General features: G+C 72.3%; 20 protein-coding genes. 5 read left to right on the top strand and 15 right to left on the bottom strand.

Annotation, left to right across the window (positions count from 1 at the left end; genetic code table 11):
- Positions 1–3: 3 nt before the first annotated feature.
- On the bottom strand, positions 4–1,167 hold the full coding sequence (locus tag FHX73_RS17630; RefSeq protein WP_145905911.1) for an acyl-CoA dehydrogenase family protein: 1,164 nt from the start codon (positions 1,165–1,167) through the stop codon (positions 4–6).
- Between the two features lie 213 nt (positions 1,168–1,380).
- Between FHX73_RS17630 and FHX73_RS17625 the strand changes: the two genes are divergently transcribed.
- Positions 1,381–2,727 carry a UDP-glucose dehydrogenase family protein gene (locus FHX73_RS17625; RefSeq protein WP_145905910.1) on the top strand — a complete coding sequence of 449 codons (1,347 nt, stop codon included), beginning with the start codon at positions 1,381–1,383 and terminating at the stop codon, positions 2,725–2,727.
- Between the two features lie 69 nt (positions 2,728–2,796).
- Here FHX73_RS17625 and FHX73_RS17620 read toward each other — a convergent pair whose 3' ends face one another.
- The 4 genes from FHX73_RS17620 to FHX73_RS17605 all read right to left on the bottom strand — a co-directional run bounded on the left by FHX73_RS17620 (position 2,797) and on the right by FHX73_RS17605 (position 6,535).
- Entirely contained in the window at positions 2,797–3,432 is a 636-nt protein-coding gene (locus tag FHX73_RS17620; RefSeq protein ID WP_145905909.1) for a response regulator, read from the bottom strand.
- Entirely contained in the window at positions 3,429–4,754 is a 1,326-nt protein-coding gene (locus FHX73_RS17615; RefSeq protein WP_145905908.1) for a sensor histidine kinase, read from the bottom strand. The genes FHX73_RS17620 and FHX73_RS17615 overlap by 4 nt, the downstream gene beginning before the upstream one ends.
- Positions 4,755–4,781: 27 nt before the next feature.
- Positions 4,782–5,531, bottom strand: coding sequence for an ABC transporter permease (locus FHX73_RS17610; protein ID WP_145905907.1), 750 nt, complete (start codon positions 5,529–5,531; stop codon positions 4,782–4,784).
- 101 nt (positions 5,532–5,632) lie between these two features.
- On the bottom strand, positions 5,633–6,535 hold the full coding sequence (locus FHX73_RS17605; RefSeq protein WP_145905906.1) for an ABC transporter ATP-binding protein: 903 nt from the start codon (positions 6,533–6,535) through the stop codon (positions 5,633–5,635).
- A gap of 185 nt (positions 6,536–6,720) precedes the next feature.
- Between FHX73_RS17605 and FHX73_RS17600 the strand changes: the two genes are divergently transcribed.
- Entirely contained in the window at positions 6,721–7,134 is a 414-nt protein-coding gene (locus tag FHX73_RS17600; RefSeq protein ID WP_145905905.1) for a CoA-binding protein, read from the top strand.
- A gap of 79 nt (positions 7,135–7,213) precedes the next feature.
- Here FHX73_RS17600 and FHX73_RS17595 read toward each other — a convergent pair whose 3' ends face one another.
- From FHX73_RS17595 to FHX73_RS17585, 3 genes are read right to left on the bottom strand one after another with little or no spacing between them, the layout of a single operon-like run.
- Positions 7,214–8,410 (bottom strand): dipeptidase, encoded by a 1,197-nt coding sequence (locus FHX73_RS17595; RefSeq protein ID WP_145905904.1) that lies wholly within the window; start codon positions 8,408–8,410, stop codon positions 7,214–7,216.
- Positions 8,411–8,422: 12 nt separating this feature from the next.
- Positions 8,423–8,920 (bottom strand): 5-(carboxyamino)imidazole ribonucleotide mutase, encoded by a 498-nt coding sequence (gene purE, locus FHX73_RS17590; protein ID WP_145908349.1) that lies wholly within the window; start codon positions 8,918–8,920, stop codon positions 8,423–8,425.
- Positions 8,921–8,955: 35 nt separating this feature from the next.
- Positions 8,956–10,221 (bottom strand): 5-(carboxyamino)imidazole ribonucleotide synthase, encoded by a 1,266-nt coding sequence (locus FHX73_RS17585; RefSeq protein ID WP_170304946.1) that lies wholly within the window; start codon positions 10,219–10,221, stop codon positions 8,956–8,958.
- A gap of 53 nt (positions 10,222–10,274) precedes the next feature.
- On the opposite strand from FHX73_RS17585, the gene FHX73_RS17580 reads away from it, so the two are divergent.
- Entirely contained in the window at positions 10,275–10,802 is a 528-nt protein-coding gene (locus tag FHX73_RS17580; RefSeq protein ID WP_145905902.1) for a GtrA family protein, read from the top strand.
- 9 nt (positions 10,803–10,811) lie between these two features.
- Here the strand turns inward: FHX73_RS17580 and FHX73_RS17575 are convergent, their stop codons facing one another.
- The gene (locus tag FHX73_RS17575; RefSeq protein WP_145905901.1) at positions 10,812–12,101 is read right to left on the bottom strand and encodes an ATP-binding protein; all 1,290 of its coding nucleotides are present in this window, start codon (positions 12,099–12,101) and stop codon (positions 10,812–10,814) included.
- Between the two features lie 76 nt (positions 12,102–12,177).
- Entirely contained in the window at positions 12,178–12,852 is a 675-nt protein-coding gene (locus FHX73_RS17570; protein WP_145905900.1) for a response regulator transcription factor, read from the bottom strand.
- A gap of 497 nt (positions 12,853–13,349) precedes the next feature.
- Here FHX73_RS17570 and FHX73_RS17565 point away from each other — a divergent pair, with 497 nt between their 5' ends.
- Positions 13,350–14,858, top strand: coding sequence for a peptide MFS transporter (locus tag FHX73_RS17565; protein ID WP_145905899.1), 1,509 nt, complete (start codon positions 13,350–13,352; stop codon positions 14,856–14,858).
- An 86-nt stretch (positions 14,859–14,944) separates the two neighbouring features.
- Entirely contained in the window at positions 14,945–15,508 is a 564-nt protein-coding gene (locus tag FHX73_RS17560) for a Uma2 family endonuclease (RefSeq protein ID WP_145905898.1), read from the top strand.
- Between the two features lie 77 nt (positions 15,509–15,585).
- On the opposite strand, the gene hutI is transcribed toward FHX73_RS17560, so the two are convergent.
- The 5 genes from hutI to FHX73_RS17535 all read right to left on the bottom strand — a co-directional run bounded on the left by hutI (position 15,586) and on the right by FHX73_RS17535 (position 21,551).
- Entirely contained in the window at positions 15,586–16,752 is a 1,167-nt protein-coding gene (hutI, locus tag FHX73_RS17555) for an imidazolonepropionase (RefSeq protein WP_145905897.1), read from the bottom strand.
- Positions 16,749–18,122 (bottom strand): formimidoylglutamate deiminase, encoded by a 1,374-nt coding sequence (locus tag FHX73_RS17550; RefSeq protein ID WP_145905896.1) that lies wholly within the window; start codon positions 18,120–18,122, stop codon positions 16,749–16,751. The genes hutI and FHX73_RS17550 overlap by 4 nt, the downstream gene beginning before the upstream one ends.
- Positions 18,101–19,297, bottom strand: coding sequence for an allantoate amidohydrolase (locus FHX73_RS17545; RefSeq protein WP_145908348.1), 1,197 nt, complete (start codon positions 19,295–19,297; stop codon positions 18,101–18,103). Before FHX73_RS17545 ends, FHX73_RS17550 begins: the two co-directional genes overlap by 22 nt.
- A 20-nt stretch (positions 19,298–19,317) precedes the next feature.
- Positions 19,318–20,991 carry a urocanate hydratase gene (gene hutU, locus FHX73_RS17540; protein WP_145908347.1) on the bottom strand — a complete coding sequence of 558 codons (1,674 nt, stop codon included), beginning with the start codon at positions 20,989–20,991 and terminating at the stop codon, positions 19,318–19,320.
- 218 nt (positions 20,992–21,209) lie between these two features.
- On the bottom strand, positions 21,210–21,551 hold the full coding sequence (locus FHX73_RS17535) for a hypothetical protein (protein ID WP_145905895.1): 342 nt from the start codon (positions 21,549–21,551) through the stop codon (positions 21,210–21,212).
- Positions 21,552–21,557 lie beyond the last annotated feature (6 nt).

Genomic DNA, 21,557 nt, shown 5'->3' with positions numbered 1-21,557 from the left:
ACGTCAGGCGGTCGGCAGGTTGCGGGCCATGACGATGCGCTGGACCTGGTTGGTGCCCTCGTAGATCTGGGTGATCTTGGCGTCGCGCATCATGCGCTCGACCGGGTAGTCGCGGGTGTAGCCGTAGCCGCCGAGCAGCTGGACCGCGTCGGTGGTGACCTCCATCGCGACGTCGGAGGCGAAGCACTTGGCGGCCGCGCCGAAGAAGGTGAGGTCGGCGTCGACGCGCTCGGACTTGGCGGCGGCGGCGTAGGTGAGCTGGCGGGCGGCCTCGATCTTCATCGCCATGTCGGCGAGCATGAACTGGACGCCCTGGAAGTCGGCGATCGGCTTGCCGAACTGCTTGCGCTCCTTGACGTAGCCGGCGGCGTAGTCGAGGGCGCCCTGGGCGACGCCGAGGGCCTGGGCGGCGATGGTGATCCGGGTGTGGTCCAGGGTCTTCATCGCGGTGGCGAAGCCGGTGCCCTCGGCGCCGATCATCCGGTCGGCCGGGATCCGGACGTTGTCCAGGTAGACCTCGCGGGTCGGCGAGCCCTTGATGCCGAGCTTCTTCTCCGGCGCGCCGAAGGAGACGCCCTCGTCGCCCTTCTCGACGACGAAGGCGGAGATGCCCTTGGAGCGCTTCTCCGGGTCGGTCACGGCCATCACGGTGTAGAACTCGGAGACGCCCGCGTTGGTGATCCACCGCTTGACGCCGTTCAGCACCCAGAAGTCGCCGTCGCGGACCGCGCGGGTCTTCATCCCGGCCGCGTCCGAGCCGGCGTCCGGCTCGGAGAGGCAGTAGGAGAACATGCCCTCGCCGCGGGCCAGCGCGCCCAGGTACTTGGCCTTGAGCTCCTCGGAGCCGGAGAGCTGCACGGGCAGCGAGCCGAGCTTGTTGACGGCGGGGATCAGCGAGGAGGAGCAGCAGACCCGGGCGACCTCCTCGATCACCAGGACGGTGGCCAGCGCGTCGGCCCCGGCGCCGCCGAACTCCTCCGGCACGTGGACGGCGTGCAGGTCGTTGGCCTCCAGCGCGTCACGGGCCTCCTGCGGGAACCGGCTGTGCTCATCGACGTCGGCGGCGAACGGCGCGATCTTGGCCTCGGCCAGGGCGCGGACGGTCTCGCGGAGCATCTCGTGCTCCTCGGAGAGCCGGAAGAGGTCGAAGTCGGCACTGCTGGCCATGGTGTGCGCCCCTCTGCGGTGAATTGTCGGATTCGACACCGTTTCAGATGTTTTCCGACGTTAGTTACTGTTAAGTAGGTCCTCATTCTAGGCCTTTGCGGGCCCGATCGAGGACGTGACGTGGGTGACACGGAGCCAGCCGATACCATCGGTGACGCACGTCAGCCCGCGCCGGTGGGGACCCTCCCCGGCAACCCGTGAAGGGGAACCCCTGTGGCCCTGCGCATCTCGGTCATCGGCACCGGCTACCTCGGCGCGACCCACGCCGCCTGCCTGGCCGAGCTCGGCTTCGAGGTCCTCGGTCTCGACGTGGACCGCGACAAACTCGCCGCACTGGCCGCCGGCCAGGTGCCGATGTACGAGCCCGGCCTGGCCGAACTGCTGGTCAAGCACGTCGTCGGGCACCCCGGCTCGACCGGGCGGCTGCGCTTCACCGACTCCCCGGCGGAGCTGGCCGAGTTCGCCGACGTGCACTTCGTCTGCGTGAACACCCCGCAGCGCCGCGGCGAGTTCGCCGCCGACATGTCGCACGTGGACGCCGCGGTGGACGCGCTCGCCCCGCACCTGACCCGGCCGGTCCTGGTGGTCGGCAAGTCCACCGTGCCGGTCGGCAGCGCCGGCCGGATCGCCGAGCGGCTGGCCGCGCTGGCCCCGGTCGGCGACCAGGTCGAGCTGGCCTGGAACCCGGAGTTCCTGCGCGAGGGCTTCGCGGTCGGCGACACCCTGCACCCGGACCGGATCGTCATCGGGGTGCGCCCGGGCGGGCGGGCCGAGGAGCTGCTGCGCGAGGTCTACGCGACCCCGCTGGCCGAGGGCGTGCCGATGGTGGTCACCGACTACCCGACGGCCGAGCTGGTCAAGGCCGCCGCCAACTCCTTCCTGGCCACCAAGATCTCCTTCATCAACGCGATGGCCGAGGTCTGCGAGGCCTCCGGCGCGGACGTCACCCTGCTCAGCAAGGCGCTGGCCTACGACGAGCGGATCGGCGGCCGGTTCCTCAACGCCGGGCTCGGCTTCGGCGGCGGCTGCCTGCCCAAGGACATCCGGGCCTTCATGGCCCGGGCCGGCGAGCTGGGCGCCGACCAGGCGCTGACCTTCCTGCGCGAGGTCGACTCGATCAACATGCGCCGCCGCTCCCGGATGGTCGAGCTGGCCCGCGAGCAGTGCGGCGGCGGCTTCCTGGACCGCCGGGTCGCGGTGCTGGGCGCCGCCTTCAAGCCCAACTCGGACGACATCCGGGACTCGCCCGCGCTCAACGTGGCCGGGCAGATCCAGCTGCAGGGCGCCCAGGTGACCGTCTACGACCCGCGTGCGATGGACAACGCCCGCAAGATGTTCCCCTCGCTCTCCTACGCCGCCTCGGCCACCGAGGCCGCGGTCGGCGCCCACGTGGTGCTGCACCTGACGGAGTGGCAGGAGTTCCGCGAGCTCGACCCGACCGCGCTCGGCGAGGTGGTCGCCGAGCGCCGGATGCTGGACGGCCGCAACGTGCTGGACGGCGCCGCCTGGCGCGCGGCCGGCTGGAGCTACCGCGCGATGGGGCGCCCGTTCACCGAGTGAGCCGCCGCGGGCGGGCCTGCTGAGCCGACCCGGCGGCCCGACAAGCCCGACAAGCCCAGCGGCCCCGGCTCAGCTCAGCAGGCCCCGCTTGTAGCCCTCGGCCACGGCCGCCGCGCGGTCCCGCACGCCCAGCTTGGCGTAGAGGTGCAGCAGGTGGGTCTTGACGGTGGCCTCGCTGATGAAGAGCCGGCGGGCCGACTCCTTGTTGGTGCTGCCGTCCGCGACCAGCCGCAGCACCTCCAGCTCCCGCTCGGTCAACGCCTCCACCGGCGCGGCGGGCGCGGGCGCGCGCATCCGGCCGAGCAGCGCGGCCGCCACCGTCGGCGCCAGCACCGTCTGCCCCTGCGCGGTCGCCCGGACGGCCCGGACCAGCTCCTCGCGCGGTGCGTCCTTCAGCAGGTAACCGGTGGCGCCGGCCTCCACGGCGGGCAGCACGTCGGCCTCGCTGTCGTAGGTGGTGAGCACCAGCACCCGTAGCGCGGGGGCCAGCTCGCGCAGCCGGCGGATCGCCTCCACCCCTCCGGTGCCCGCCATCCGCAGGTCCATCAGCACCACGTCGGGCGCCAGGGCGAGGGCCTGCCGCACCCCCTCGGCACCGTCCCCCGCCTCGCCGGCCACCTCGAAGTCGGGGTCGCCCTCGAAGACGCCGCGCAGGCCGTCCCGGACGATGGGGTGGTCATCGACGATCAGCAGACGAATGGTCACGGTGCATTCTCCACCTGCCCGGACGAGGCCGTGATCCCGGGACCGGGCACCCGCAGCGCCGGCACGCTGACGCTGAGCGCGGTGCCCTCCCCCGGGCCGCTCTCCACCGCCAGGCTCCCGCCCACCTGTTTCAGCCGCTGCCGCATCGCGGTCAGCCCGTAGCTCTCCCCGCCGGCCGCCTCGGTGGCCACGGGGTCGAAGCCGACCCCGTCGTCCAGCACGTCCAGCAGCACCACCTCGTGGGTGTAGCTGAGGGTCAGTCCGACCCGGTCGGCGCGGGCGTGCTTGGCGATGTTGGCCAGCCCCTCCTGGGCGGCCCGGAACAGCACCACCTCCAGCGTGGGCGACAGCGGGAACGGCACGCCCGTGACGGTCACCCCGGCCGTCACTCCGGAGACCGCGGTCCAGCGCGCGGCCAAGTCCTGCACGGCCTCCGGCAGGTGGGCCTCGGCCAGCGGACCTGGCCGCAGCGCCTGCACCGAGCGGCGGGCCTCGGCCAGGCTCTCCCGGGCCAGCCTGCGGGCGGTCGCCAGGTGGTGCAGACGCCGCTCGGGGTCGTGGTCGAAGCGCTCGGCGGCCTCCAGCTGGGTGACGATCCCGGTGAGCCCCTGGGCGATGGTGTCGTGGATCTCGCCGGCCATCCGCTGCCGCTCGTCCAGCACGCCGGCCTCGCGGGCCTGCACCACCAACTGGGCGTGCAGGCCGGCGTTCTCCTCCATGGTCTCCCGCAGCTGCCGGTTGGCCTCGGCCAACTCGTCGATGTGGGCAGCCCGTTGGCGGCTGCGCCGGTCCTCGTCGATGCTCTGCTGGGTGAGCGCGCCGGCGATCACCAGGTTGACCAGCACCAGGCCGGCGTAGAGGCCGAGCACCGTCCCGTGCAGGTTCTGCACGCCGCCGACCTGGGTGGTCGCCATCAGCGCGGCGGTGACCGCGACCCCCAGCCACCAGAACCGCCGGGGCAGCGCCGCCACGTGCAGGTAGCCGCTGAAGGCGAAGAAGCCGTAGAACGGGCTGAGCACCACCAGTACCCCGATCAGCACCAGCAGACCGACGTAGAAGACCACCGCCTTGACCGGCCGAGGCTCGCCCGGCGCGGCCGGGACGACCGGGACGGCCATCAGCCACTGCCAGAGCGCGGCGAGCCCGGAGACCGCCAGCACCGCCACCCGGTAGCGGGTCGAGCTGCCCGGGCCGAGGCCGAACGCGAGCACCGTCGAGAAGGCCAGCCCCGCGTAGGGCAGATAGCGCTGGACCCGGACCGATCGCCCCTCGGTGCCGTCCGGCCGCTCGGCCGCTCGATCGCCCTGCTGCACGGTGACCATCTCCCGTCCTCCCCCGCCGACCCGTACTCACTCCCAGCGGAAGGTGCGGGCGGCGACCACGCTGCCGAGCACCGTCCAACCGGCCAGTACCAGCAGATGCTGCCAGAGCGGGCCCCGGCCGGCCCAGGCGGCGGTCACCGCGCCGAACGGGATCACCTCGCACACCTGCTGCAGCCACCGCGGCAGCTCCTCGACCGGGATGTAGAGGCCGCTGGCGAAGAAGTTGAGCACCATCAGCGGCACCCCGAACCCGCTGGCCGCGGCGCCGGTGCGGGCCCGGGCGGCGATCACCAGGCCGAGCGCGAGCACCGCCGCCGAGCCGAGCACGAAGGAGCCGAGCACCGCGACCGCGCCGCCCGGCAGCGCGACGCCGAAGGCCAGCATGCCGATCGCCGTGATCACCGCCACCCCGGCGGCGGCCAGCGCGGCGATCACCGCGACCAGCCCGGCCAGCATCCCGGCCGCCGGCACGGGGCTGACGGAGAGCCGGCGCAGCACGTCCTTCTCACGCCAGGCGGCCATGGTCATCGGCAGCGCGGTGCAGGCCAGGAACAGCGGGACCATCGCGGCCAGGGTCGGCACGTAGACGTCGATCACCCGCTTGCCGCCGAGCGCGGCGGTGGGGTGCAGGAAGGACGGGATGTTGCCGAAGACCACCACCAGCAGCACCGGCACGCCCAGCCAGATCAGCGCGACCGGCTCGCGCAGCAGCAGCCGGGCCTGGGTGGTGGTGAGGGTGCGCAGGCCGCCGCGCGGCAGGCCGAAGGTGAGGGACACGGGGCGCTCCTTGGAACGGAGGACGGGCAGGGAACGGGCGGCGGGCTGGGATCGGAGGACGGACCGGGAACCGGCTCGACCGGACGGCTGCGGGGCCACGGTCACTCCCGCCCGCCGGTGAGGGCGACGAACGCGTCGTCCAGGCTGGCCTGGTCCACCCGCAGGTCGGCGGCGATGATCTGACGGCGCGCCAGCTGCGCGGTGACCACCTGCACCAGGTTCCCGGTGCCGGTGATCTCCACCACCGGGCCGTGCCAGACCAGCCCCGCCACCTCGGGCAGCGCCCGCAGCAGCTCCTCGTCCAGCGGACCGGAGGGCCGGAACCGCATCCGCTGCTGCTGCCCGGCGCGGGCGGCCAGCCCGGCCGGGGTGTCCACCGCGACCACCCGGCCCCGGTCGATCAGCGCCACCCGGTCGCAGAGCCGCTCGGCCTCCTCCATGAAGTGGGTGACCAGCAGCACCGTGACCCCGCTCGCCCGCACCTGCTCGACCAACTCCCAGACGGTGCGCCGGGCGTGCGGGTCGAGCCCGGTGGTGAGCTCGTCCAGGATCACCACCTCGGGGTTGCCGATCAGCGCGAGGGCGATCGCCAGCCGCTGCTGCTGCCCGCCGGAGAGCCGCTTGTACCGCTCGCCGGCCTTCTCGGCCAGCCCCAGACGGTGCATCAGCTCCACCGGATCGGCGGGCCGGCGGTAGAAGGACGCGTACAGCTCCAGCGCCTCGCGCACCTTGAGCCGGTCCGGCAGCCCGGCCTGCTGCAACTGCACGCCGAGCACCTGCCGCAGGTCCTCCCGCTGCCGCACCGGGTCCAGCCCGAGCACCGAGATCCGCCCGCCGTCCGGCGCGCGCAGCCCGGAGAGGCACTCGACGGTGGTGGTCTTGCCCGCGCCGTTCGGCCCGAGGATCCCGAAGACCTCGCCCTCGCCGACCTCGAAGGACACCTCGTCCACCGCCGTGAACCGCCCGTACCGCTTGTGCAACCGCTCGACCTCGATGACCGCCATGGCCACCGCCCCCTTCCGCCGCCGTTCCCGCCGTTCCTGACGTGCTCCAATCTCCCGCGGCGGCCCGGTCCGGCGGATCGACCACCCGGCTGCTCCTGCATGGCCGAACGGATGAGGCCCGGCATCAACCGTTCGGTTGATGCCGGGCCCGGAATGCCCTGCGGAACGGGCCGGTTGGCACCGTCATGACTGACTACCGCGACCAGCAGACGGCCCACGACATCCTCACCGGCTCGGGTGACACCTGGGCCGTCGTCGGGCTCTCCACCAACCGGATGCGGGCCGCCTACGGCGTGGCCCAGGCGCTCCAGCGGTTCGGCAAGCGGATCGTCCCGGTCCACCCGAAGGCGGAGGCGGTGTTCGGCGAGCAGGGGTACGCCAGCCTCGCCGACATCCCCTTCCCGGTCGACGTGGTGGACGTCTTCGTCAACAGCTCGCTGGCCGGCCCGGTCGCCGACCAGGCGGTGGAGATCGGCGCCAAGGCGGTCTGGTTCCAGCTCGACGTGATCGACCGGGAGGCCTTCGACCGCACCACCGCGGCCGGGCTGAAGATGGTCATGGACCGCTGCCCGGCCCAGGAGATCCCGCAGCTCAAGTGACGCACCGTCAGCCGTCTAACTCGACGCACCGTCAGCTGTCCAACTCGACGCACCGTCAGCCGTCCGGCTCGACGACCCGTCAGCCGTCCAGCTCGGCCAGGGTGGCCAGCGAGGGCCCGCGGGTGGCGCTCAGGTCGCGGGCGACGTCCTCGGCCGAGCGCAGCACCCGCATCGCGTTCTGCCAGGTCAGCTTGGACAGGTCGGCCTGCGACCAGCCGCGGTGGAGCAGTTCGGCCAGCAGGTTCGGGTAGCCGGAGACGTCGTCCAGGCCGGCCGGGGTGAACGCCACCCCGTCGAAGTCGCCGCCCAGGCCCAGGTGGTCGATGCCGGCCACCTCCCGCATGTGGTCCAGGTGGTCGGCGACGGTGGCCGCATTGGTGACCGGCCGCGGAACCCGCTCCTCGTAGGCGTGCAGCACCTTCATCGCCTCCGGGCTGTTCGCCAGCGCGTGGAGGCCGTGCGCGGCCAGCTCCTCGGACGCCCCGGCCACCCAGACGGTGGCCCGGGCGTCGATGAACTGCGGCACGAAGGTGGCCATCGCCACTCCCCCGTTGGCCGGCAGCTGGGCCAGCACGTCGTCGGGGATGTTGCGCGGGTGGTCGTTGACCGCGCGGGAGGAGGAGTGCGAGAAGACCACCGGCGCCGCCGTCACCCGCAGCGCGGCCCGCATGGTGTCGGGCGAGGTGTGCGAGAGGTCCACCAGCATGCCGATCCGGTTCATCTCCCGCACCACCTCCTCGCCGAACCGGGTCAGCCCGCCGGCTGACGGGGTGTCGGTCGCCGAGTCCGCCCACGGCACGTTGTCGTTGTGAGTGAGCGTCAGGTAGCGCACGCCCAGGGCGAAGAGCGCCCGCAGCGTGGCCAGCGAGGAGTTGATGCTGTGTCCGCCCTCGGCGCCCATCAGCGAGGCGATCCGCCCGTCGGCCCGGGCCTGCTCGGCCTGGTCGGCGGTGAGCGCCAGCCGCAGCCGGTCCGGGAACCGGTCCACCAGCGCGTGGACGAAGTCGATCTGTTCCAGGGTGGCGCTGACCGCCGTGTCCCCGGCCAGCCGGGAGGGCACGAAGACGGACCAGAACTGCGCACCGACCCCGCCGGCGGTGAGCCGGTCGAGGTCGGTGTGCAGCCGGTGCCGCTGGTCGGCGGCGAGGTCGACGGCGCCCAGGTCGTAGCCGGCCAGTTGGCGCATCGCCCAGGGCAGGTCGTTGTGCCCGTCCACCACCGGTGCGATGGCGAGCACGGCCCGGGCCTCGTCGAGCAGTTCTGCGGGAGGAGTCATCCCCCCATGGAACTACTTGCTGAAGCCGAAGGAGGAAGAACCCGCCACTTTGGCGCGCAGCTTCTTGCCCTTCTCGGTGGCCTGGGTGTTCAGGTCGTGCTGGAAGTCGACCATCTTCTCGGAGAGTTCCTGGTCGAAGGCGGCCACCATGCGCACCGCCAGCAGGCCGGCGTTGCGGGCACCGGCCACCGAGACGGTGGCCACCGGCACGCCGGCCGGCATCTGGACGATGGAGAGCAGGCTGTCCATCCCGTCCAGGTAGCGCAGCGGCACCGGAACGCCGATCACCGGCAGCGGGGTCACCGAGGCGAGCATGCCCGGCAGGTGCGCGGCGCCGCCGGCCCCGGCGATGATCGCCTTCAGGCCGCGGGTGTGCGCCTGCTCGCCGTAGGCGATCATCTCGCGCGGCATCCGGTGCGCGGAGAGCACGTTCACCTCGTAGGGCACCTCGAACTCGTCGAGGGCCTGGGCCGCCGCCTCCATCACCGACCAGTCGGAGTCGGAGCCCATCGCGATGCCGACGACGGGGATGTCGCTGTTGCTAATCACTCGGTGATCGTGCCTCTCAGGTAAGCGGCCGCGTGGCGCGCCCGCTCGCGCACGTCTTCGAGGTCGTCCCCGAAGACGGTGACGTGGCCCACCTTGCGGCCGGGCTTCACGTCCTTGCCGTACATGTGGATCCGCAGGCCCGGGTCGCGGGCCATGCAGTGCAGGAAGGCGTGGTACATGTCCGGGTAGTCACCGCCGAGCACGTTGACCATCACGGTCCACCTGGCCCGCGGGCGCGGATCGCCGAGCGGCAGGTCCAGCACGGCGCGCAGGTGGTTCTCGAACTGCGAGGTGACGGCGCCGTCGATCGACCAGTGGCCGGAGTTGTGCGGGCGCATGGCCAGTTCGTTGACCAGGATCCGGCCGTCCCGGGTCTGGAACAGCTCGACCGCCAGGTGGCCGGTGATGTCCAGCTCACCGGCGATCCGCAGGGCCAGGCCCTGCGCCTCGGCGGCCAGCGCCGGGTCCAGGTCGGGGGCCGGGGCGGTGACCTCGGCGCAGACGCCGTTCTCCTGGACGCTCTCCACCACCGGGTAGGCGACCGCCTGACCGCTGGGCGAGCGGACCACGTTGGCGGCCAGCTCGCGGACGAAGTCCACCTTCTCCTCGGCCAGCACCGGAACGCCGGCCAGGAACGGCGCGGCGGCCTGCGCCTCGTCGTCCACCACCCAGACGCCCTTGCCGTCGTAGCCGCCGCGCACCGTCTTGAGCACCACGGGGTAGCCGGTGCCCTCGTCGGCGAAGGCGGTCACGTCGGCCGGGTCGGCAACCAGCCGGTGCCGCGGGCAGGGCACCCCGATCGAGTCCAGCTTGGCCCGCATCACGCCCTTGTCCTGGGCGTTCACCAACGCGTCCGGACCGGGGCGGACGACCACGCCCTCGGCCTGCAGCGCCCGCAGGTGCTCGGTCGGCACGTGCTCGTGGTCGAAGGTGACCACGTCGCAGCCGGCCGCGAACCGGCGCAGCGTCTCCAGGTCCCGGTAGTCACCGAGCACCGTGTCGGCCACCACCTGGGCCGCCGAATCCTGCGGGGTGTCCGCCAGGATCCTGAAGCGCACCCCGAGCGGGATGCCGGACTGATGTGCCATGCGTGACAGCTGTCCGCCGCCCACCATGCCAACCACTGGAAATTTCGCGCTGCCCGGGAAAGTCACGCTGCCAGGATATCGGGGCCGGTCAAGGCGGGTGCCGCGGCGCCCGCCGGTCCCGGGACGGGATCGGGGGCGGGCCCGGGGGCGGACGCGGGCCCAGGGAACTCTCATCGGGAGCCGGTAGCCTGGACGGCTCCAGTGTCGGAATCAGGAGAACTCCTCGGATGTCCAAGACCGGTGTGCACCGCCGCCCCACTCTCGCCCAGCGACTTCGCGGTGTCTCGGGCGAGGTCGTGCAGTTCGCGATAGTCGGCCTGATCGGCATCGCGGTGAACTTCGGCGTGTCCAACGCCGTGCTGCACATCACCCACTGGCCGGCGGTCCGCTCCTCGGTGGTCGGCACCCTGGTCGCGATCGTGGTGAACTACGTCGGCTACCGCTACTGGGTCTACCGGGACAGCGACGCCGCCTCCCGCCGCCGGGAGATCACCCTGTTCCTGGTGTTCAGCGGCATCGGGCTGCTGATCGAGAACGGCACCCTCTGGTTCACCACCTACACCCTGGGCATGACCAGCACCCTGGCCTACAACGGCGCCAAGGTGGCGGGCACCGGGATCGCCACGCTGTTCCGCTTCTTCTCCTACCGGACCTGGGTGTTCAAGACGATCCCCGAACTGCCCGAGCCGGCCACCGTGGTGGAGCAGGCCGAGCGGATCCTGGCCGGCGAGCGGGTCGAGTACACCACGAGCTGACCGGCGGCCCTACTCCTCGGCCGCGCCGCCGCCGCGCGCCAGGCTCCCCCGCTGGTCATCCGCCGTCCGCGGCAGGAACAGCGCGAACACCGGCGGCTTGAGCGAGAGCAGTTCCAGCCGCCCGCCGTCCGCCTCCGCCAGGTCGCGGGCCACCGCCAGGCCGATGCCGGTGGAGTTGCGCCCGCTGACGGTCCGTTCGAAGACCCGGTTGCCCAGCTCGGCCGGCACGCCCGCGCCCTCGTCCTGCACCTCCACCACCACCGAGCTGCCGGACGGCCGCACCCGCACCGTCACGGTGCCGCCGCCGTGCATCAGCGAGTTCTCGATCAGCGTGGCCAGCACCTGGGAGACGGTGCCGGGGGTGCCGGTGGCCGTCACGTGGCTCAGGCCCTCGGTCACCAGCCGCCGGCCCCGGCCGCGCAGCGTGGCCGACCACTCCCCGACCTGCTGCTTGATCACCTCGTCCAGGTCGAAGCCCCGGGTGGCGGTCGGACCGTGGGTGTCCCGCTGGTTGGTGAGCAGCCGCTGCACCACGTCGGTCAGCCGCTCCACCTGCTGCAGCGCGATGGTGGCCTCCTCGCGCACCGTCTCCGGCTGGTGGGCCAGCGCGGTGATCTCCTCCAGCCGCATGGAGAGCGCGGTCAGCGGGGTGCGCAGTTGGTGCGAGGCGTCGGCGGCGAGCCGGCGTTCGGCGGTGAGCATCCGGCCGATCCGCTCGGCGCTGGCGTCCAGCACCTCGGCCACCCGGTCCAGTTCGGGCACGCCGTAGCGGCGGTCGCGCGGGCGGGGGTCGCCGGAGCCGAGCCGTTCGGCGGTCTCGGCCAGGTCGATCAGCGGCCGGGTCAGCCGGCGGGCCTGCCAGAGCGCCAGGGCCACCGCGGCCAGCACCGCCAGCAGCGCGACCAGGCCGAGCAGCAGCAGCATGTTGGCGGTGTCCCGGTCCACGTCGCGGCTGGACTGCTCGACGGTGACGGTCTCGCCGTGCGGGCCGGTCTCGGTGGCGGTCAGCAGGTGGGCGCCGGTGGGCCGCTGGCCGATCGTCACCAGGGCCTGGCCGGGCACGGTGATCTCGGCGTAGTCGCCCTCCACCACCCCGGAGCCGATCCGCTCGCCGGTGACCGGTTCGTCGGCCGCCAGCCGGGTCTCCACCAGGCCGAGCAGCCGCACCGCCGCCGCGTCGACCCGGTTCTGGGCGTTGTTGACGATGCTCTGCTTCTCGACCAGGGCGAGCGGCACGCAGAACACCGCCACCACCACCAGGACCACGCCCAACAGCGAGTTGATCATGCGGCGCTTCACGCGGTCGGGTCCTGCTCTCGGGGTCGATCAGCGGTGGGGCGGTGGGGGCGGGCCGCCCGGGGGCTGCCGGCGGCCGTCAGTTCTTCTCGAACCGGAAGCCGACCCCGCGCACGGTGGCGATGTAGCGCGGGTTGGTGGCGTCGTCGCCGAGCTTCTTGCGCAGCCAGGAGATGTGCATGTCGAGCGTCTTGGTCGAGGTCCACCAGGTGGTGTCCCAGACCTGGCGCATGATGTCCTCCCGGGTGACCACCCGGCCGGCGTCCCGCACCAGCACCCGCAGGAGTTCGAACTCCTTCGCGGAGAGGGTGAGTTCCTCCTCCCCGACCCAGGCGCGGTGGGACTCGATGTCGATCCGCACGCCGTGCGCCCCGGTGGAGAGCGAGTCCACGTTGCCGCGCCGCAGCAGCGCCCGGACCCGGGCGAGCAGTTCGGCCAGCCGGAACGGCTTGGTCACGTAGTCGTCCGCGCCGGCGTCCAGGCCAACCACGGTGTCCACCTCGTCCGCCCGGGCGGTGAGCACCAGGACCGGGCAGCTGCGGCCGTCCGCGCGCAGCCGGCGGCAGACCTCCAGTCCGTCCATCTCCGGCAGGCCCAGGTCGAGGACGATCAGGTCGATCTCCTCCTCCAGGCCGGCTTCGAGCGCGGCCGGGCCGTCCTCGCGGACCAGCACCTCGTAGCCCTCGCGGCGCAGCGCACGGGCCAGCGGTTCCGAGATTGCCGGATCGTCCTCGGCGAGCAGCACACAGGTCATGGGGCGATGGTAGTCCGCCCGGGGCCCGGTGATCAGTCCCGGCGGGCCCGCCGACCGTGGCGCGCGCCGGTCGCGGGTCGCGCGGACGGCGCGATCGCGCCGCTCCCGCGACTCGCCCGGGTACGGAGCAATGGGGTGTGAACTCTTTCACACTGGGTAGTCGCGCGGCCGGGGGCCGGTCACGCCCAACTCTCCTGCGGGACACCCGCAGTGGGCACAGATTCTCCGGTCATACCTTTGCTTCGAAGGATTCAGTGGCGTACCGCCATCGATTTACCATCACACTTGAGTCTTCTTTGACCGTTCCGTTATCCCATTGGCACCTTTTGCCCGGCCAAATCACGGAATAGCTGGACGTACAGTGGTCCGGTCCCCACGACACAGCGTGCGGTGTCCCCTGCCCGAGCAGCGAGCAGGAACCGCACGATGCTCGGACGCCCCCTGCCGCACCCCCCTAGGCAGGGGGCGTCCCACCAGTCAGGCAAGGAACACCACTGATGGCGTCAACCACCACCCTGGACACCGGCGTGCAGCCGGGCGCTCCTTCTGGCGGCAAGACCTTCTTCGGGCACCCCCGAGGACTCGCCACGCTCTTCATGACCGAGATGTGGGAGCGGTTCAGCTTCTACGGCATGCGAGCCCTGTTGGTCCTCTACATGACCAACTCGACCACCGGCGGCCTGGCGATGAAGGTGGCGCTGGCCACCGCGATCTACAGCGTCTACAACGCGATGGTCTACCTGCTCGCCCTCCCGGGCGGCTGGATCGCCGACCGCTTCTGGGGCGCCCGCAAGACGGTCGCCGTCGGCGGCAGCATCATCATGATCGGCCACTTCCTGCTGGCCGTGCCGTTCAAGGGCGCGTTCTTCGCCGGCCTCGGCTGCATCGCGCTGGGCTCGGGCCTGCTCAAGGCGAACATCTCGACGATGGTCGGCCACCTCTACGACGGGCCGAACGACCCGCGCCGGGACGGCGGCTTCACCATCTTCTACATGGGCATCAACCTCGGTGCCTTCGCCGCTCCGCTGGTCATCGGGACCGTCGGCCAGAAGGTCGACTGGCACCTGGGCTTCGCCATGGCCGGTGTCGGCATGGCGCTGGGCCTGGGTCAGTACCTGCTCGGCAGCCGCCACCTGAGCAAGAAGAGCGACGTGGTCACCTCGCCGATCTCGCCCGAGGAGAAGAGCGCGCTGCTGCGCAAGGCCGGCATGTGGCTGGGCGCCGCGGTGGTCTTCTACGGTGCGCTGGTCGCCTCCGGCCAGTTCAGCGTCAACTGGGCGGTCTGGCCGCTGTCGATCGCCGGCATCGCGATCCCGGTCGTGGTGTTCACCCGGATCAAGCGGGACAAGGACCTGTCCCCGACCGACCACACCAAGATCCGCGGTTACATCTGGTTCTTCGTGGTCGCCGCGGTCTTCTGGATGATCTACGACCAGTCCGGTTCCACGCTGAGCGTCTTCGCCGACAACAGCACGAACCTGTCGGTCTTCGGCTGGCACTTCCCGTCCAGCTGGTTCCAGTCGCTGAACCCGCTCTACATCATGGCGCTGGCCCCGGTCTTCGCCTGGCTCTGGGTCTGGCTGTCGCGCCGCGCAAAGAACCCGAGCACCACGGTGAAGTTCGCCATCGGCCTGCTGATGATCGGCTTCTCCTTCATCGTGATGATGCTCGCGATGGCGGCGGCCTCGGGCGGTCACAAGACCACCCCGCTCTGGCTGACCATCGTGTACCTGATCCAGACCGTCGGTGAGCTGACCCTCTCCCCCGTCGGCCTCTCGGTCACCACCAAGCTGGCGCCGGCCAAGTACGCCTCGCAGATGATGGGCATCTGGTTCCTCGCCGTCACCGCGGGCGACTGCGTGGCCGCGGTCATCCAGCTCGGCCTCGGCAACGCCACCGGCTCCACCTGGTACTTCGCCATCCAGGGCATCGCAGCCCTGATCGCGGGCGCGGCCCTGTGGATGTACCGGAAGAACGTCATCAAGCTGATGGGCGACGTGCACTGACGCACGGCTCCGACAGCTAGTACGGACGGCCCGGCTCGCACTGGCGAGCCGGGCCACCGTTGTTCCCACATGGTTACGCTGAGGTCATGGACTACGCGCGCCTGCGGGCCGTCGCCGACGAGCTCATGGACCAGTACGGTGACCTGGCTCAGAAGATCGAGATCCAGGGCGGCGTGATCACCATGATGATGTCGCCGTCGATGCCCCACGAACTGAACGTGCTGCGCCTTCAGCGCCAGCTGTTCCGGCAGATCACAGGAGATCTGGTGGCCCTGGCCGGGGGTGAGATCGAAGACGTCGGGCTGGGCATACTGCGGCGGCCCGACTTGATCGTCGCCTCGGAAGCCGTCCTTGAGACGTTCGACGACAAGGCCGACCCTCACGTCCTGCTGCTGGTCGCCGAGATGGTCTCGCCGTCGAACCATCCCAATGACTACGTCGAGAAGATGCAGGACTACCCCGCCATGGGCATCCCGCTCTACCTGCTCGTCGATCCGCGCAACGGCACCCTCCGGGTCTCCAGCGATCCGAGCGACGGCCCCGACGGGCCGCGCTACCGGGCCACCCACGACTACGTCTTCGGCGACCAGGTGAAGGTCGGCGACTGGACCATCGACTCCGGCGAGTTCAAGCGCTACACCCCGCGCTGATCACCCGTCAGGGCGAACCCCTGAGGGCCGGTACCCGCTCCACGCGGGTACCGGCCCTCAGGGGTTCCTACGGGCCGTCAGACCTCGCGGATGCCCGCCCGCCAGACGGCTGCCGTCAGCGGGACGCCCGGGCGGTAGGCCAGGTGGACCGGGGAGGGCGCGTCCAGGAGGAGCAGGTCGGCGCGGGCGCCGGGGGCGATGTGGCCCACGTCGGTGCGGCGCAGGGCGCGGGCACCGCCGGCGGTGGCGGCGTGCACCGCCTCGTCCGGGGTCATGCCCATCTCGCGGACGGCGACGGCGATGCAGAAGGCCATCGAGCTGGTGAAGCTGGAGCCCGGGTTGCAGTCCGTGGACAGCGCCACGGTGGCACCCGCGTCCAGCAGTCGGCGGGCGTCCGGGTAGTCGGCCCGGGTGGAGAACTCGGCGCCGGGCAGCAGGGTGGCCACCGTGCCGGACCCGGCCAGCGCGGCGACGTCCGCGTCGGTCAGGTGGGTGCAGTGGTCGGCCGAGGCCGCGCCGAGCTCCACCGCGAGCTGCACGCCGGGGCCGTGGCTGAGCTGGTTGGCGTGCACCCGGGGGATCAGGCCGCGCTCGATGCCGGCGGTCAGCACGGCCCGCGCCTGGTCGCCGTCGAAGGCGCCCCGCTCGCAGAACACGTCCACCCAGCGGGCGTGCGGCGCGCAGGCGTCCAGCATCTTGCCGGTCACCAGGTCCACGTAGCCGGCCGGGTCGTCGGCGTACTCGGGGGCGACCACGTGCGCGCCCAGGTAGGTGGTCTCCGGGGTGTGCCGGGCGGCGATCCGCAGGGCCCGGGCCTCGTCCTCCACGGTGAGCCCGTAACCGGACTTGACCTCCACCGTGGTGGTGCCCTGCCGGAGCATCTCCCGGACGAACCGGTCGACCTGGGCGTCCAGTTGCTCGTCGCTCGCCGCCCGGGTGGCGGCCACCGTGGTGCGGATGCCGCCCGCGCTGTAGGCCTGGCCGGACATCCGGGCGTTGAACTCGGCGGTGCGGTCGCCGGCGAAGACCAGGTGCGCGTGCGAGTCGACGAAGCCGGGCAGCAGCGCCCGGCCGTCGGCGTCGAACCGCCGGTCGGCCGCGGGCGCCTCGGCGGCCCGGCCGGTCCAGGTGACCACCGAGCCGTCGATGACCACCGCGGCGTCCTCGACCGTCCCGAGCAGGCCGGGATGTGACGGGTCGTTGGTGACCAGGGTGCCGATGTTGGTGATGAGCGTGCTGGTCATGAGCCCCTCACGGTGCAGATGGAGTGCTTGAGCGCGGCGGCGACGTCGGGCACCAGGGCGTGCACGCCGTCGACGACGACCCGCCGGCCGCCGACCACGACGTGGCGCACGTCGGCCGCCGAGGCGGCGAAGACGGCGGTCTCGGCGCCCAGCCGCGGGGTGGGCCCGGCGGTGCGCACCGAGTCGAGCGCCAGCACCGTGAAGTCGGCCAGCGCCCCGGCCTCGATCCGGCCGGCCTCCGGCCAGCCGAGCGAGGCGTGCCCGTCCTCGGTGCCGGCCCGCAGCAGCGCGTTGGCGGTCCAGTGACCGCGGGTGCGGGTGCGCAGCCGCTCGTTGAGTTCGAGCGCCCGGGCCTCCTCGAAGGGGTCGATCACCGCGTGGCTGTCGCTGCCCAGGGTGACCGGGCAGCCGGCGCTGGCCAGCTGCCGGGCCGGGCCGATGCCGTCGGCCAGGTCCCGCTCGGTGGTCGGGCACATGCAGATCACCGTGGAGGAGTCGGAGAGCAGCTTGACGTCCTCGGCGGTCAGGTGGGTCGCGTGCACCGCGCTGGTGCGCGGGCCGAGCACGCCGTGGTCGTGCAGCAGCCGGGTCGGGGTGACGCCGTGCGCGGTCAGGCAGGCGTCGTTCTCCGCGGTCTGCTCGGACAGGTGCACGTGCAGCGGCGCCTTGCGCATCGCGGCCCAGTGCGCCACGGTGCCCAGCTGCTCGGCCGGCACCGCGCGCACCGAGTGGACGGCCGCGCCGATCCGGGCGTGCGGACGGGCCGTCAGGGCGTCGGCCCGGGCGGCCCAGGCGTCCGCGTCGCCGTCGCCGAACCGCAGCTGGGGCTTGGTCAGTTCGGCGCCGAAGCCGGCGGACAGGTAGCAGGTGTCCAGCAGGGTGATCCGGATGCCGGCCCGGTCGGCGGCCTCGATCAGCGCCTCGCCCATCGCGTTCGGGTCGGCGTAGCGGACCCCGCCGGGGGCGTGGTGCAGGTAGTGGAACTCGCCGACGGCGGTGATCCCGGCCAGCGCCATCTCGGCGTAGACCGCGGTGGCCAGCGCCAGGTAGCTGTCCGGGTCGAGCGCGCCGGCGAACCGGTACATGGTGTCGCGCCAGGTCCAGAAGGTGCCGGAGCCGACCTGCACGGTGCCGCGAAGCGCCCGGTGGAAGGCGTGCGAGTGGCTGTTGGCCTGGCCGGGCACCAGCAGGCCGGCCAGCCGGACGGCGCCGGGCGGGCAGGGCCCGCTGTCCGGCACCACCCGGGCGAACCGCCCGTCGGCCCCCACCTCGATCAGCACGTCGGGCTCCACCACCGGCCCGTTGACGTGCGGCAGCCAGGCGTGCTCGGCCCAGTACGTCTGCGCTGCTACTGCGCTGCTGACATGCATGCCAGGTCCTCCAGGACGTCCGCGAGGGCCGAGACGCCGGCCAGGCAGTCGGGCAGTTCGGCGTGCTCGGTCGGGGAGTGCGAGACCCCGCTCGGGTTACGTACGAACAGCATGGCGGTCGGCACGGTGGATGCCAGGATTCCGGCGTCGTGTCCCGCTCCGGTCGGCAGCACCGGCACGCCCCCGAGGGTGGCGGCGATCCGGTCGCGCAGCGGCCCGTCGAAGTCCACCACCGGGGTGTAGGACTCGCGGACCAGCTCGACCTTCACGCCGTCGCGCTCGCCGCGCTCCACCGCCGCCGCGCGGATCTCCTCCACCAGCTCGGCGAGCACCGACTCGTCGGCCGCCCGGGAGTCCAGCCAGCCGCGCACCAGCGAGGCGATCGCGTTGGTGCCGTTGGGCTCCACCGCGACCTTGCCGAAGGTGGCCAGCGCGCCGGCCAGCCGGGCCTTCTTGCGGGCCGCGAGCACGGTGTTGGCGTAGGTGAGCATCGGGTCGCGGCGGTCCTCGATCCGGGTGGTCCCGGCGTGGTTGGCCTCGCCGTGGAAGTCGAACCGCCAGCGGCCGTGCGGCCAGATCGCCGAGGCCACGCCGACCGGCTGACCCTCGCCCAGGTAGCGGCCCTGCTCCACGTGCAGCTCGACGAACGCGCCGATCCGGGCCAGCCGGCCGGGGTCGGCGCCGATCGCGGTCGGGTCCTGGCCGGCCCGCTCCATCGCGTCGGGCAGCCGCACGCCGTCGGCGTCGCGCAGCTCGCGGGCCTGATCGGCCGTCAGCACGCCGGTGGCGAGCCGGGAGCCGACGCAGGCGACGCCGAACCGGGCGCCCTCCTCGTCGCCGAAGTTGACGATCGCCAGGGGCTTGGCGAACCGCGCTCCCCGCCCGCGCAGTTCGTCCAGCGCGGCGAACGAGGAGACCACGCCGAGCGGGCCGTCGAAGGCGCCGCCGTCCGGCACCGAGTCCAGGTGCGAGCCGGTGACGATCGCACCGTCGCCGTCCGGGTCGCCCAGCCAGGCCCACTGGTTGCCGTTGCGGTCCCGCTCGTAGTGCAGGCCGCGGTCGCGGGCCTGCTGCTCGAACCAGGCCCGGCACTCGGCGTCCGCGCCGTTCCAGGCGTACCGGCGGTAGCCGCCGGAGGAGGCGGAGCGGCCCACGGGGAGCAGCTCCGCCCACATCTCTTCGAAGGACGGCAGGGTCACAGCTCGCCCATGGGGCTGTGCTCGTTCATGGGAACCCGCACGCCGCGCTCGCCGGCGACCTCGACCGCGCGGTCGTAGCCGGCGTCCACGTGCCGGATCACGCCCATGCCCGGGTCGTTGGTGAGCACCCGGCGGATCTTCTCGCCGGCCAGCGCGGTGCCGTCGGCCACCGTGACCTGGCCGGCGTGGATCGAGCGGCCGATGCCGACGCCGCCGCCGTGGTGGATGGAGACCCAGGAGGCGCCGGAGGCCACGTTGACCATGGCGTTGATCAGCGGCCAGTCGGCGATCGCGTCCGAGCCGTCCAGCATCGCCTCGGTCTCGCGGTACGGGGAGGCGACCGAGCCGCAGTCCAGGTGGTCGCGGCCGATCACGATCGGCGCGGACAGCTCGCCCGAGGCGACCATGTCGTTGAACCGCTCGCCGGCCTTGTCGCGCTCGCCGTAGCCGAGCCAGCAGATCCGCGCGGGCAGGCCCTGGAAGTGCACCTTCTCCTGGGCCATCTTGATCCAGCGGTGCAGCGACTCGTTCTCCGGGAACAGGTCGAGCACGGCCTTGTCGGTCTTGGCGATGTCCTTCGGGTCACCGGACAGCGCGGCCCAGCGGAACGGGCCCTTGCCCTCGCAGAACAGCGGCCGGATGTAGGCCGGCACGAAGCCGGGGAAGGCGAAGGCGCGGTCGTAGCCGGCCAGCTGGGCCTCGCCGCGGATCGAGTTGCCGTAGTCGAAGACCTCGCAGCCGCGGTCCAGGAAGCCGACCATCGCCTCGACGTGCTTGGCCATCGACTCGCGCGAGCGCTGGGTGAACTCGGCGGGCTTCTCGGCCGCGTAGGTCGCCATGTCGTCGAAGGCGACGCCGATCGGCAGGTAGCTCAGCGGGTCGTGGGCGCTGGTCTGGTCGGTGACGATGTCGATCGGCGCGTCCATCGCGAGCAGCTGCGGGAAGACCTCGGCGGCGTTGCCGAGCAGGCCGATGGAGAGCGGCTGCTTCTTGTCCCGGGCGGCGGTGGCCAGCTCCAGGGCGTGCTCCAGGCTGTTCGCCTCGACGTCCAGGTAGCGGTGCTCGATCCGGCGGGAGATCCGGGACGGGTCGCAGTCCACGCAGATCGCCACGCCGCCGTTCATGGTGACGGCCAGCGGCTGGGCGCCGCCCATGCCGCCGAGGCCGGCGGTGAGCGTGATGGTGCCTTCGAGCGAGCCGTTGTAGCGCTTGTTGGCGACCGCGGCGAAGGTCTCGTAGGTGCCCTGGAGGATGCCCTGGGTGCCGATGTAGATCCAGGAGCCGGCGGTCATCTGGCCGTACATGGTGAGCCCGAGGCTCTCCAGCCGGCGGAACTCCTCCCAGTTGGCCCAGTCGCCGACCAGGTTGGAGTTGGCGATCAGCACCCGGGGCGCCCACTCGTGGGTCTGCATCACGCCGACCGGGCGGCCGGACTGGACCAGCATGGTCTCGTCCTGCTTCAGCCCCTGGAGCGTGCGCACCATCGCGTCGAAGGAGCGCCAGTCGCGCGCCGCCTTGCCGGTGCCGCCGTAGACGACCAGCTTCGACGGGTGCTCGGCCACCTCCGGGTCGAGGTTGTTCATCAGCATCCGCAGGGCGGCCTCCTGCTGCCAGCCCTGCGCGGTCAGGTTGGTCCCGCGCGCCGCACGCACCTCGCGCGCCCCGCTGATCTGCTGCTCCGCCATGGCGGCCTCCTTGCGGATGGATTCATTCAGGAATGAGCAGTCTGAATATATCCAATCAGCCGAAGGGCGGCCAGAGGCGGGCGGATCCGATCGGCGCCCGAGTCCCACTTCCAGCGAGGGACGGTCCGAAACCGGCGAGCACCGGCACCGAACCGGCGGGCTCCGAACCGGCGACTTTCCCGACTACGGAAGCTGACGCCCCGTCAAGCCGCCTCCCCGTCCCCCCAGTCGATGCCGATCTCGGCCAGCCAGGCGCGGTCGGCGGCGGCCGTGGCGGCGGGGTCGGCGGGGAGCATCGGGAGGTTGGGCGGGCGGGGGATCTCCTGGATCGGGCCGAGGCCGTAGGGCTCGCCCGGGTTGCGGACGGCGCCGCCGGGGGTGTTCAGGCCGATGTGCACGGCGGCCTCGTCGCCCGGGTCCAGCACGGTGACGCCGGGCTCCGGCGGGCCGGCCAGCGCGACCCGGCGGCCGCAGCTGGGGCAGGCCCACTCCTGGGCGCCGGAGGCGAGCCGGCCGACCTGCCTCATCTCGTGGATCTCGCGCACGGCCGT

It is taken from the genome of Kitasatospora viridis, from assembly GCF_007829815.1.
Taxonomy (GTDB): Bacteria; Actinomycetota; Actinomycetes; order Streptomycetales; family Streptomycetaceae; genus Kitasatospora; species Kitasatospora viridis.
This window is presented reverse-complemented; position numbering and strand designations above follow the sequence as displayed.